Source organism: Virgibacillus litoralis, from assembly GCF_017873675.1.
Lineage (GTDB): Bacteria > Bacillota > Bacilli > Bacillales > Amphibacillaceae > Lentibacillus > Lentibacillus litoralis.
The window spans coordinates 12,794-26,275 of sequence record NZ_JAGGKK010000002.1; the positions used below are offsets into that span (position 1 = coordinate 12,794).

The window sequence follows — 13,482 nt, forward strand, 5'->3', positions numbered from 1 at the left end:
GGTTCGGCTCCTCTCTATAAATGCTCATCCATTATTAACTCCACAAACGCTTTCGTTATCGTGGTTTTCGTAATACGTCCTACAATTTCTAAGCCATTTTCAGTATCTTTGATGACAGGCAGCCCATCAATTTGTTTATCAATCAGCTTCTTTGCAGCATCTATCATTAAATCTTCCCGATAACATATAGTAATATTAGGCATTCGCGTCATAATAATATGTACCGGTACAGCGTTTAAATCCTGATTTCCAATGCTCGCTCTCAATAAGTCTTTTCTAGATAAAACACCTATTAGACACGCATTATTATCTACCACAAAAAGCGTTCCAACATCTTCTAAAAACATTGTTGAAATAGCATCATAAACAGAAGCATCTTCTTTAACAACTATAGGGACTGACTGGTATTCCTGTACTTTAAATTGCTTAATCTTTTCGGTCAGTAGTTCAGTTCCGGTCTTACCTGTATAAAAATACCCTACCCGTGGTCTCGCATCAAGAAAACCAGCCATGGTCAATATAGCTAAATCTGGTCGTAATGTTGCTCTTGTTAAGCCTAGACGTTCGGCTATATTCTCACCCGTAATTGGCCCATTTTCCTTAACAATTACAATAATTTGCTCTTGTCTATTTGATAACTCCACTTTTTCACCACCTAACAACTCAATGTGACATACTATTTATTAAATATTATAGACTAAATATAGTGAAAAAGAAATAATGTTATCTTAAAATACTGAGCTGAGAATTTCTATATAAATGCCTTTTTACACTTGCATGATTAAAATTGCTGCTTCCACTCAATTAAGGATAAATCAGCATAGTCGTAAGTTAATGTCGCTATTAGATTCAAGAGTGAAAGTCGATTATTACGTATTTTTTCATCGTCCGCCATAACCATGTTATGCTCAAAGAAATTGTGAATTGGCCCTGCCAATTTCCCTAGGTGCAGCAGAGCATCCTCAGCTTGCTGGTTACTATTAGAATCAATATAAGAATCCTTTACTTCCAAATAAACCTGATACAATTCCTTTTCGGAAGGTGTTTCAAAAAGGTCCGGGTTAATAGTAGTTTGATTCGTTTTCTTGGACAGGTTAATTACTCTGACAAGTGCTTCTTGAATAGATTTAAAATCATGATCGCTTCGTTTGCGGGATAAAGTATTTGCTTTTGCTAACGTATAAGCGATAACACCTATTTCTTGATGCAATACAGATTGAATAATATCTTGCTCAGCCTTTACTTCCTTAAGTATATACGTGGCACGCAGCCCAAAGAACTGTTCCAATTCATTTCTCAATTTATTGATATTATTTTGTTCAATCGCCTGATTATAGAAAAGATTCTGTGTTAAATCCAGTAATGATTCAACCGTAACATTCCATTTATTTTCTTTTAATATTTTCAAGATACCTACCGATTGACGTCTAAGACCATAAGGATCTTGTGAACCAGTTGGTATTAATCCTACTGAAATACAACCTACTATCGTATCCAGTTTATCAGCGATGCTTACAATAGCACCTTCAATAGTCTCCGGTAAACGATCATCAGCATGAACTGGTAAATAATGATCAGCAACTGCTTTAGCAACTTCTTTTGCCTCACCAAAATTTAGTGCATAAGTTTGTCCGATAATTCCTTGTAGCTCGGTGAATTCATTCACCATATTTGTAGGCAAATCAAACTTGCAGATTTCAGCAGCCCTGACTGCTTTTTCTTTTGTTTCTTCATCAAGATTAAGCTGTTTTGCCAGTTGTTCTGTAATTTTAACAACACGTGATACTTTATCACTTATTGTTCCTAATTTTTCTTGAAAAACAACTCGCTCCAACTTCTCCAAATAATAATTTATAGAATGTTTTTGGTCTTCTTCAAAGAAGAATTGTGCATCAGATAATCTGGCATGTAATACCTTTTCGTTACCTTTAATTACAGTTTTTAAAGCTTTGCTATCACCGTTTCGTACGCCAACAAAGTAAGACAGCAATTCTCCGCTCTTCGACTTGACAGGAAAATATCGCTGGTGCTCTTTCATAGAAATGATTAACACATCTGATGGTAACTTTAAAAAGGACTCTTCATATGACCCAATAAATACTGTTGGGTACTCAACGAGATTACGTACCTCATTCAACAAACTATTATCAATTGGTATTTGAAATCCATATTCTTTTTCTATTTGTTTTATTCCCTCTGTAATTAAATGTTCACGTTCATTTGGATCTGATATAACGTAATTATCTTTCAGTTCAAATTGATAGTCTGATGGTGATTTTAAAATGATTTTGCTTCCTAAAAACCGATGTCCGAATGTAAAATTACTTGTTCTAACATCAGCAATTTCAAAAGGTATAACTTGATCTTCATATAATGCAGCAATCCAGCGAATTGGACGTGCATATCGCAGGCTTTGTTCGGCCCAGCGCATATTTTTTGGGAATTGAAGAGATTCTATAATTCCTTTGAATGTAGGAAGTAAGTCGAAAGTATCTTTACCGATAATCTGTTTTTTGACAAAAATATATGTTGTCCCTTTAATATCCTTAGTATAAATATCTTCTACAGTCTTCCCTTGACCTTTTGTGAATCCAATTGCTGCTTTCGTCCAGCTTCCTTCATCATCTTTTGCTATCGTAACAGCTGGCCCTTTCACTTCTTCTTCAAGTGATGTTTGCATTTCGGCAACATCTTTAATTAAAACGGCCAGTCTTCTTGGTGTTGAAAATGAAGTAATCGAATCATACGAAATACGTAACTCGTCAAGCCAATCTTTTGTTTTACTAATAAGTTGACTTTCCGCTTTATCAATAAAACGCGCTGGCAATTCTTCCAGGCCGATTTCAAACAATACATCTTTAGCCATTATTCTGCCTCCTTTGTCAACATAGGAAATCCTAACCGTTCACGTTCTGCCACGTAAGCTTTAGCAATACTCCTAGCTAGGTTTCGTATTCTCGAAATATATCCTGTTCGTTCTGTTACTGAAATGACACCCTTAGCATCAAGTAAATTAAATGTATGCGAGCATTTTAATACATAATCATAGGATGGAAATACCAATCCTTTTTCCATTGTAGCCTTAGCTTCATTTTCATACATGGAAAATAACTTAAATAGCATGTCTGTATTAGACTCTTCAAATGTATATTTAGAATGTTCGTATTCAGGCTGAAAAAAGATATCTTTAACCGTTACACCATCTGTCCACTCCAAATTAAATACATTTTCTTTATCTTGAATATACGATGCCAAACGTTCAATCCCATACGTTAGTTCAACGGTTACTGGACTTGCTTCAAGTCCGCCAATTTGCTGAAAGTATGTAAATTGTGTTATTTCCATTCCGTCCAGCCATACTTCCCATCCTAGTCCTGCAGCACCCAGAGTTGGGTTTTCCCAATTATCCTCTACAAATCGAATGTCATGCTCAAACGGATTAATTCCAAGTGCTTTTAAAGAATCTAAATACAGTTCTTGAATATTGTCTGGTGACGGCTTCATAATTACTTGGAATTGATGATGCTGATAAAGTCGGTTTGGATTTTGACCATATCGGCCATCTGCTGGTCTTCTTGATGGCTCAACATACGCTACATTCCACGGTTCTGGACCTAGACTTCTTAACAATGTCATTGGAGACATTGTTCCAGCTCCCTTTTCAACGTCATAAGCTTGCATCAATATACAATTTTGGTCTGACCAATATTTTTGTAAGGTTAAAATCATTTCTTGAATTGTCATCTTTTACAACCTCCATATTTACCTTATTAGAAAAATTGACTTATCGCCAAGCTTTAATGGCGAAAGCCTACGTTACACTTATGCAGTATCTTAACTGCTTGAATAAAAAAACCGTCCCTATGTCATTTAAAATGACATAGGGACGGTTTTTATACCGCGGTTCCACCCTACTTGCTCTATACAAGAGCCACTTTATACCGTTTGCTCAGAAGCGCCATTCCTTATCGTCCTATTATCCAGCTTCCACTATTCTGGACTCGCTCAAAATAGCAATCAATAAGTACTATTCTCCCTCAACACAATTAAGTATTAATTCGAAATATGTACAAATAATACTGTATTAACACCGACTTTGTCAACAAATGTAGTTTATTTTAATTTATCCAATTGATTTAAAAATCGTTTGGATTTAAGATAATAGCCGCCATATTGGTCGTAATAGGCATCTATTAACTGTCGCAATAAATTTTTATTTGCTGGTTTTACTGATATTTTACCAACCCTTTCCAGCCCTACACTTACAAAGATATGCAACAATTTTGCTATATTATCTGGCAGCATAATTGCTTCTGAGTCAATATGTTTACATCGCGAACAAAGTAAACCACCCTCAGATATTGAAAAATATAAAGGACTATCTCTTCTGCCACAACTCACACAATTACTTACTGTCGGTGCAAATCCGCCTTTTGCAAATAATTTTAACTCATACATCATCATTGGAATATCTGCATCTGTATCATCATGTTCAGCAATCCAGGATAACGTCTGGTATAGTTGGTCAAATAAATAATTATCCGGTAAATGTGAATCAACTAGTTTATCGGTTAACTCAACGATATATGCGGCATAAGCTGTCTTAATTATATCTTCCCGGATAAACCGGAGCGAATCAACTACATCTCCTTGTTGAATCGTACTTAATCCCGAATTGATATAGATAAAAAATTCACCAAGAATGAATGGCTGCGTAACTGCAGCCATTCTGCTTTTTGGTTTCTTGGCTCCTCTGGCAATTGCAGAGATTTTACCTAGTTTATTACTATAAATCGTAACAATTTTATGTGATTCACTGTAATCTTGCGTTTTAATGACAATACCTTTCATTTTTTCAAGCAAATAGTATCACCTTCTTAGGTCAAACCATTGAAAAATCCCCATGTACTATAATTTTGTGTCAATCGATGATACTTCCTCATCTTCCTGCTGGGTCGAATTCCCCGTACCTCGTGCTCTTTCTTCTAACTCTTTCAATAATAAATAGGTTTCAATGTTTCCTGTCTGACTAAATAATCTCCAGGTTAAGTCGATCACAAGAAACCCCACCTTCCTTTATAGCATGTTGAAAAAGTACTTACTACTAGAATTACCATACATGTTAAATCAATGAGTTTTAAATTTTACCAAGTTTAATATTCATCACTACGGAAACCAAATTCACGCAGTTGTGACTGCTTGTTACGCCAGTCTTTTTGGACTTTGACCCAAAGTTCTAAATAAACTTTTGATCCTAACAAAGCTTCAATATCTTTTCGGGCTTTTTTACCGATATCTTTTAACATACTTCCTTGTTTACCGATAATAATTCCTTTTTGCGTTTTCCGTTCCGTAACAATTGCTGCCTGAATAAAAACTGCATTTGAGTCTCTTGTTTCAATGTTTTCTATAACAACTGCAATTGAATGCGGTACCTCTTCTCTGGTTAATTGCAATGCTTTTTCCCTTATTAACTCACCAATGATGAACCGTTCAGGATGATCTGTTATTTGATCCTCAGGGTAATATTGAGGCCCTTCCGGCAGATGTCTCTTTAATATATCAAGTAAATGTGTAACATTATTACCATGAAGCGCTGAAATAGGAATAATCTCCTCAAAATTGTACTTATTTTTATAACGCTCTATTAAAGGGAACAACTCATCTGGATGAATTAAGTCCACTTTGTTGATGATCAGGAAAACCGGGCGCTTTACTTGCTGCAGCCGATCGATAATATATTGATCACCTTTTCCATAACCTTCATCAGCGTTAATCATAAAAAGAATTGCATCCACTTCATTCAATGTATCCTCAGCTATTTTTACCATAAAATCACCTAAACGATGCTTGGGTTTATGGATCCCTGGTGTATCAATGAATACCAGCTGTGCATCTTCTTCCGTTAAAACGCCCTGAATTTTATTACGTGTTGTTTGTGCCTTGTCACTCATTATCGCTATTTTTTGCCCTATTACATTGTTCATAAATGTTGACTTTCCTACGTTAGGTCTACCAATGATTGCTAGGAATCCTGATTTAAATTTAGTGTCCATGTTATTCCTCCGAAGCAGTTATTTCTATTTGATATTATCATCATACTACAAAAGCCAGCTAGTTTCATGTATCCGACAAAACCTTTAAAAGGTTTCTATAATTCTTCAGAAAATGACATATAATGATTATATTTTACTTTTCTTGGAATCCCTGATGCTTTGGAATACAGACACTAAAAGCAAAATTCTTGGTTGCATTTATGCAATAGAAAGTATTTATACATTCTAACTGCTAAAAAAACCTTCGTATATAGAAGGTTTTGCTAAAATAATCCATATATTCTCGGCAAAAAAATAATCATACCAACGATTAGCGAAGTTAAAGCAGCTAGTAAAACTGCCCCTGCAGCAACATCCTTAATTGTTTTAGCTAACGGATGCGTATCAGGCTTCACATAATCAATTAGCTTTTCTACGGCTGCATTAGTAGCTTCAGCAACTAAGACTAACCCAATTGTGAGCATAATAATTGCCCACTCAATGAAAGTTAATTGTATTAGTATACCTGCTATAATAACTGTTATTACAGCTATTAAATGTATCCTAAAATTCCGTTCCGTTTTAGTTACTTCCTTAAGGCCACTCCACGCATGAGAAAAACCAACCGATCTTTTCCTTTGATTATCGTTCAATGCCAAATTCACCCAAAATTTCTTCCTGCCTTTTAAACATTTTCTGTTCACCTTCTTTATCCATATGGTCATATCCAAGTAGATGCAAGAAACCATGTACCGTTAGAAATCCCAATTCCCTTTCAAGCGAATGGTCATAATCCTTAGCTTGTTCTTCTGCTTTTTCAACAGATATAACAATATCCCCAAGAACTAGCGGAATATCTTCACCAACAATATCCAGTTCATCATCAGCTTGTTCCTGCATTGCAAAAGATAATACGTCGGTTGGCTTATTAAGCTGTCGATAATTTCGATTAATTTCTTGAATTTCATTGTTAGAGACAAAGTTTATCGATACCTCAGCCTCCAGGGAAATAGCTTCTTTTTTTGCTGTGAAGATAAGTAAACGTTGGAGCATATCAATATAATCAGTAGGGACAGAATTTGTTTGATCGTGAAAATCAATATACATTTTATTTTGCCTCCTTTATGGGATATTGTATTCTTGAATGAAAAATTCCCTTTAATGATTCGCAGATTGTTTGATGAACTTTATCCAACTCCTTCAATGTAAGTGGACATTCATTTAATTGTCCATCCATTAGTCGATCATTTACAATGGATGACACAATTTCTTCAATCTTACTCTCTGTTGGCTCATTTAGTGACCTTACAGCTGCTTCTACAGAGTCACAAATGCATATTATCGCAGCTTCTTTAGTTTGCGGCTTTGGACCTGGATATCTGAAGTTATTTTCCTTTACATATCGGTTATTTTCTTTTTCCTTATAATAAAAATATTTTAATAAAGTAGTTCCATGGTGCTGCATCGCAATATTAATAATCTCTTTTGGAAGTTTGTATTTTTTAAGCAATGCGGCTCCGTCATATGGATGATTAATAATTATTTCTGCACTTTGTCTTGGTTCAATTATATCATGAGGATTGGAAATCGATAACTGATTTTCAATAAAATAATGTGGCCTTACTGTCTTACCAATATCATGATAATAAGCTCCAACCCTTGCAAGAAGACCATTTGCTCCAATCACTTCACAAGCCGTTTCACTGAGATTGGCCACCATCACTGAATGATGATACGTACCCGGTGACTCAGTTAGGATTTTTCGAAGTAATGGCTGATTTGGACTTGCTAAGGATAATAATTTAATGTCTGATAGTATACCCAAACCAGTCTCGAAAAATGGCAATAAGCCAATTGCTAACACTGCTGACAGAAATGCAGATGCTATTCCAAATCCAGAATGAATTAATAACTCACCTATTGAATACTTTTCAAATGAAAGAAAAAGGAATAATAATACTGTAATAATGTTAATAGCAGTTACACCAACACCAGCCTTAAGAATAGCCAAGCGATCTTTGACATTTGTCAGAAAAATGATACCTGCCATTTGTGAAAAAAAGAAGTAAATACCAGCCTCAATATTTAATGCACCCGGGATTTGCCCGTTAAAAATTATGCTCCCCAAAATGGCATACAATATAGAGAGTACAATTGCAAACCTTTCATTGAGTAATTGCTTTACAAGTAAGGATCCTATTGCAACTGGGACAACGAAAAATAATTGGGTCACTGGAACTGTTATCATACTTACCACTTTCATTAGTGCTACAACTATAATACTTATTAGTATTATGGAAGAGATTTTACCTTTATCTAGGCTATTAACTTTTGAAAGAAGGTTCATTTCATATCCAATAACAAAGATTATTAAGAATATTAATAGAGCCAGACCTATAACTGGATAAATATTTCTTTCTTTATCCAATAAACCAGCTAATTTTAAATCCTGATAAAGCTGATTTGTAATAACTTGGCCTTCTCTAACAATTATTTCACCTGCTCGAATTACAACAGGTTCGACGCTGCTTGCTGCATCTTTTCTTGCATCCATTGTTTTTTCAACATCAAAGAATGAGTTTTCAACCACTGCGAACTCACTTAACTTTACTAGTGGTTCTTTTATATTGTTTGAGAGATTGGAATACTTTATATCTTGTTCAATTTTGGTTATACCACTTTGAATATTTTCAACTCTGACACCATTTTCTAAAACTTCTTCCAATGATACAATTAACAATTCCTTGCCCTCTGCACGCATTTGTGGCTGTGCTTCAACAAGTTCATATAAAATACCATCATTAACCTCTTCTGTTATATTTGGAGATAATATTTGCTTTAATCGTCGAACTTTTTCTTGGTTTGTCATTACACCTACGTTATTCTCATTAGGTGAATCTGGTGAACTTTCTGATTCCTCCGCGTCTACTCTTTCAATAGCATCAAATATTTCTTCCACATATGCTACTTGCTCTTTAGTAGTTTCAGCTGATATATCAAATCTATCTTTAACAGATTGAACTGTTTCCCGGGTTTTTCGTTTCGTTTCCTGCTCATTTTCGATTGTGATTGGGGAACGAATAGTCTCATTGGCACTGGAAAACCGTTCAATATCATATGTTTCTGTAAACACGTTGTTAACAGTTACAAGGAAAAAAAAGACTCCTAAAATAGACACCGGCAAAATAACTGTTAGCCATTTTGTTCGGATTTTAAATAGTGCCTTTACAGAACTTTTCAGCATTTTTCCCATAATCTTCACCTCGTAACTGATTAAATCAAAAACGCAGGTATTACAATTAACTATATATATAGAAATAAGACCCACTATTGGGGGTCTTACACTATTTCATCGATTAGTTCGTTTTTTCATATGCATCAATAATTTTTTGTACTAACGGATGTCTTACAACATCAGTTTGGTTTAAATGAATAATTGAAATTCCATTTACAGATGACAATAACTGATTTGCTACCTGTAATCCAGATTTTACACCTTTGGGTAAGTCAATCTGGGTAATGTCACCAGTTATTATCATTTTAGAGCCAAATCCTAAGCGTGTCAAAAACATCTTCATTTGTTCAGGTGTTGTATTCTGCGCTTCATCAAGTATAACGAATGCATCATCAAGTGTTCGTCCACGCATATAGGCTAATGGGGCAATTTCTATGGTATCCCTTTCGATTAAACGCATTGTATGTTCAGTTCCAAGAACATCGTGTAATGCATCGTATAAGGGCCTTAAATACGGGTCAACCTTTTCCTTTAAATCACCAGGCAAAAATCCGAGACTTTCACCAGCCTCAACTGCTGGGCGTGTTAAGACAATTCTTTTCACTTCACCATTTTTTAATGCATGGACAGCCATTACGACAGCAAGATACGTTTTTCCAGTACCAGCGGGACCAATACCAAAAACAAGGTCATGCGTTTTAATTGCTGATACATAACTCTTTTGTCCTAATGTTTTTACTCTGATTGATTTCCCTTTAACATTCTTAGTTATCTCATCTTCAAAAAGTGTTTCAAATTGATTAATTTTACCTTTTTTAGCGAGGTCCACTGAATATACGACATCTCGCTCTGTTATATTCAATCCTTTTCGTACAATTGTAAGAAGGGTTGATAAAATCTCCTCAACAAGTTCAATCTCTTCATTAGTGCCAGAAACACTTACTTGCTCTCCTCTTGTAACAATGGAAACATTTAATTGTTGTTCTATCTGCTTTAAATATTTATCATTTGTACCAAACAAAGCTAATGCTTCATTCGGATTGGTTAATTGTAATTCAATTGTCTTCAAGTTTTCTGACATAATCAATCTCCTTGATCTATTGATTCTTCTTTTACAATATTTTCTTCCACAGCCATATATAAGATTAGTTTAACTTTACCATTCTCAATTGTTTCATGCAAAACTTTTTCAGAAACAATTCTCGCATCAGGTCCCAGCTGTAACTGTAACTCGTTTTTTGCTTGATCAATTCCAATTTTAATTGCTTCATCTTTACTTCTCTCTGTTTTATTATACCTCTTTTCACTCAAAATAGTTTCAATTATTTTAACAGGAAGCTTCCACTTTAAAAAATAAAGGTCTTTTTCATTTCTTTCACGATGAATTTCATTAAAATCAGGTGAACTGAACCCCCATACAGGGAGCTCGAAATTATTTATACTTAAATGAAATTTACTCTCACGATTTCCTGTCAACAGTTCTTGATTCGCTTTTAACGGAATGGTAACTTCTGTTTCGTACCACGTCTTCGCAATGATTTCTCCCTCAGCAGCTACTAAATCATATTTCTTGTCCTCTTTGCTATCGTCAAAATTAAGCTTTCCTGAAACAAGTACTTGTCCAGGTTCAACATAGTCATTGACTTGAACTTTCGGGAGCCCTTTAGATACATACATTTTTTGAATTACGCCTTTTTTTGTCGCCACTAAATTTCGTGGACCCTGTACTTCGTCTTCTTTTACTACCGTTTTTTCTACTCCTTCAAGAACATAGGATGTCCCTTTTTGGTGGACACCAACCCACAGTAATTCAGGTACATCATTTACTAGTTGCTGTTGCACTTCACTAGGTGGATCCAGGGTAAAAGTCCATGCACCCTGATGAATACCATATTCCGTCAGTTGTTCACTTATTTTTTCCTCGATATCTTTTGGTACACCTATTATTTTAACTTCCCAAATTATATTAGATAGAAAGAAAATTAGCATAACACTTAACAACAAGCCAATTATAACTTCTCTTTTACGAGTAAATTTTTTAAATAAGAATGGTAAACCCCTTTTGTTTATAAAGGTTAGTTTATAACTTGTCCGACGTTTAATATCCTTTAATATATCAATATCACTTAACTTGACGTTACCTATACAGGCATATTCGGATTCCTTTTTAATATTCCAAACTGTAATTCCTTGTTCAATACAAAATTGAAAGAAAAGTTCAGGATTTTTCCCCTTAATTAAAACAGTCATATATCCAGTTATAAATGAACCTTGAATATGTTTCATGTCCTCCTCCTTTGATATCTTAATCTGGAATAAATTTGACTTCAGTTATCAATCCTTCCAGTAATATTTCTTCAGGCAGCATCATTTTTAATACAAAAGATGATCCCGAAATCTTTATATACCCCTTATTGGTTTTAAGTTTCAACTCGGTATCTGAGTAAACAACAAGTCCTTTATGATTCTCAATATAAACATGTATTTGACCAATCATTGTTATCCGTGGCAGCTCCAACATGACATCAGTTGGAAGTGCAAGATGGTTCATTAACCATGGACCAATTCGTTGTTGCCATTTCTTCACTGATGTGGCCCCCTCTCACATACATATTTATGAAATTAACGACAGGATAAGAACAAAAAAAAAGAACCACTACCGGCATAAGCATCTACAGCTCATTAGATAGTGGTTCTTTAATTAAGATAGTTATTTTCTTCGTTGCTTTACAACACTTTGATATGGCTTGGTTGCTCTAGGAGAACCTAAAACCTCTGCCATGATAACCCCGTTTACTAAACCTTTTTGATTCAAGTTATTTTTTATCCGCCTTTTAAATCTTTTTTGTTCAGCAGATAATTCTCTGTCAGATTCCTTATTATCACTATTGTCAGTAATAATTGCATCATGTTTACGTTCATCCAGCGCTTTTTGTGTATCTGTATTCATACGGTCAGCCAGGCGTTCACGTTGTTCTTGTTGCTGTTCTTCAATTGACGTTTTGGCTACTGTACTTTGCGGCTGATTATTACTGACTGTTTCACCAACCCCACCGGAAGGAGTCGGTGAAGGTTTAGGTGGATTAGCTGTTCGTCTTTGTTTATTGGAATTAGTATCAGACTTATCCTTTAAAAAACCTGCAAGTCCTCCAATAATTGCAAGGATTATAAGAATGACATCCATAATAACCCTCCTGTATCTAATACATTATTTATTGTCATTGTCTTCTTTTTCATTATCAGACAATTTCCCAATTGTACCGCGCATATCTGTATCAGCATCAATATTTTTATAGTTCATATAATCCATTACACCAAGATTTCCGGACCGTAGTGCTTCCGCAAGTGCAAGTGGAACATCTGCTTCTGCTTCAACAACTTTTGCACGCATCTCTTCAACTCGAGCAACCATTTCCTGCTCTTGTGCAACAGCCATCGCTCTTCTTTCTTCCGCTTTAGCCTGAGCAATATTTTTATCTGCTTCGGCTTGATCTGTTTGCAGAATAGCACCGATATTCTTACCGATATCAACATCAGCAATATCAATTGATAGAATTTCAAATGCTGTTCCTGCATCTAAACCTTTGCTTAAAACATTTTGAGAGATTGAATCAGGATTTTCCAGCACTTTTGTATGTGCTTCTGAACTACCAATTGTACTTACAACGCCTTCACCTACACGGGCAATCACTGTTTCTTCCCCAGCACCACCGACAAGGCGGTCAATATTTGCACGTACTGTAATTCGTGCTTTCGCTTTCACTTCAATACCATCCATAGCGATACCTGCAATAAATGGCGTTTCAATTACCTTTGGATTAACACTCATTTGAACAGCTTCTAAAACATCACGACCTGCTAAATCAATCGCTGCTCCTCGTTCGAAGGATAGTTCAATATTCGCTCTATGTGCAGCGATAAGCGCGTTTACTACTCTATCTACATTACCACCTGCTAAGTAATGACTTTCCAGCTGATTTGTAGTTAATTCTAATCCTGCTTTGTGTGCCTTAATTAACGGATTAATTACTCTTGAAGGCACAACCCGACGTAATCGCATCCCAACAAGTGTAAAGATACCCACTTTAACACCTGCAGCTAGGGCGCTAATCCATAGCATTACTGGAATAAATGTAAATAATACTGCAACAACAATTAAAATTACCGCAATTATTATTACCGGCATAAGTTCTTGTAATTCCATATTAATTC

At 35.3% G+C, this 13,482-nt stretch carries 14 protein-coding genes and 1 other annotated feature; all 14 genes read right to left on the reverse strand.

Annotation, left to right across the window (positions count from 1 at the left end):
• Positions 1-14: 14 nt before the first annotated feature.
• Entirely contained in the window at positions 15-644 is a 630-nt protein-coding gene (gene ccpN / locus J2Z82_RS02340; protein WP_209479194.1) for a transcriptional regulator CcpN, read from the reverse strand.
• 137 nt (positions 645-781) lie between these two features.
• On the reverse strand, positions 782-2,866 hold the full coding sequence (gene glyS, locus J2Z82_RS02345) for a glycine--tRNA ligase subunit beta (RefSeq protein ID WP_209479195.1): 2,085 nt from the start codon (positions 2,864-2,866) through the stop codon (positions 782-784).
• Entirely contained in the window at positions 2,866-3,744 is an 879-nt protein-coding gene (glyQ, locus tag J2Z82_RS02350) for a glycine--tRNA ligase subunit alpha (RefSeq protein WP_209479196.1), read from the reverse strand. The genes glyS and glyQ overlap by 1 nt, the downstream gene beginning before the upstream one ends.
• 135 nt (positions 3,745-3,879) lie before the next feature.
• Positions 3,880-4,050 (reverse strand) — a binding site (T-box leader).
• Between the two features lie 63 nt (positions 4,051-4,113).
• Positions 4,114-4,863 (reverse strand): DNA repair protein RecO, encoded by a 750-nt coding sequence (gene recO, locus J2Z82_RS02355; protein ID WP_209479197.1) that lies wholly within the window; start codon positions 4,861-4,863, stop codon positions 4,114-4,116.
• Between the two features lie 45 nt (positions 4,864-4,908).
• Entirely contained in the window at positions 4,909-5,058 is a 150-nt protein-coding gene (locus J2Z82_RS02360; protein WP_209479198.1) for a YqzL family protein, read from the reverse strand.
• Positions 5,059-5,153: 95 nt separating this feature from the next.
• On the reverse strand, positions 5,154-6,056 hold the full coding sequence (gene era, locus J2Z82_RS02365; protein WP_209479199.1) for a GTPase Era: 903 nt from the start codon (positions 6,054-6,056) through the stop codon (positions 5,154-5,156).
• A gap of 263 nt (positions 6,057-6,319) precedes the next feature.
• Positions 6,320-6,688 carry a diacylglycerol kinase family protein gene (locus J2Z82_RS02370; protein ID WP_245251044.1) on the reverse strand — a complete coding sequence of 123 codons (369 nt, stop codon included), beginning with the start codon at positions 6,686-6,688 and terminating at the stop codon, positions 6,320-6,322.
• Positions 6,678-7,142, reverse strand: coding sequence for an rRNA maturation RNase YbeY (gene ybeY, locus J2Z82_RS02375; protein WP_209479201.1), 465 nt, complete (start codon positions 7,140-7,142; stop codon positions 6,678-6,680). Before ybeY ends, J2Z82_RS02370 begins: the two co-directional genes overlap by 11 nt.
• A 1-nt stretch (position 7,143) precedes the next feature.
• Positions 7,144-9,288 carry an HD family phosphohydrolase gene (locus tag J2Z82_RS02380; protein ID WP_209479202.1) on the reverse strand — a complete coding sequence of 715 codons (2,145 nt, stop codon included), beginning with the start codon at positions 9,286-9,288 and terminating at the stop codon, positions 7,144-7,146.
• A gap of 103 nt (positions 9,289-9,391) precedes the next feature.
• Positions 9,392-10,351, reverse strand: coding sequence for a PhoH family protein (locus tag J2Z82_RS02385; RefSeq protein WP_209479203.1), 960 nt, complete (start codon positions 10,349-10,351; stop codon positions 9,392-9,394).
• Between the two features lie 2 nt (positions 10,352-10,353).
• Positions 10,354-11,556 (reverse strand): sporulation protein YqfD, encoded by a 1,203-nt coding sequence (gene yqfD / locus J2Z82_RS02390; protein WP_209479204.1) that lies wholly within the window; start codon positions 11,554-11,556, stop codon positions 10,354-10,356.
• A 19-nt stretch (positions 11,557-11,575) separates the two neighbouring features.
• Positions 11,576-11,857: a sporulation protein YqfC gene (gene yqfC, locus J2Z82_RS02395; RefSeq protein WP_209479205.1), complete on the reverse strand. Its 282-nt coding sequence runs from the start codon at positions 11,855-11,857 to the stop codon at positions 11,576-11,578.
• Positions 11,858-11,980: 123 nt separating this feature from the next.
• Positions 11,981-12,454 (reverse strand): hypothetical protein, encoded by a 474-nt coding sequence (locus J2Z82_RS02400; RefSeq protein ID WP_209479206.1) that lies wholly within the window; start codon positions 12,452-12,454, stop codon positions 11,981-11,983.
• A gap of 24 nt (positions 12,455-12,478) precedes the next feature.
• Positions 12,479-13,474, reverse strand: a complete 996-nt coding sequence (gene floA, locus J2Z82_RS02405) for a flotillin-like protein FloA (protein WP_092492522.1) — start codon at positions 13,472-13,474, stop codon at positions 12,479-12,481.
• Positions 13,475-13,482: the final 8 nt, after the last annotated feature.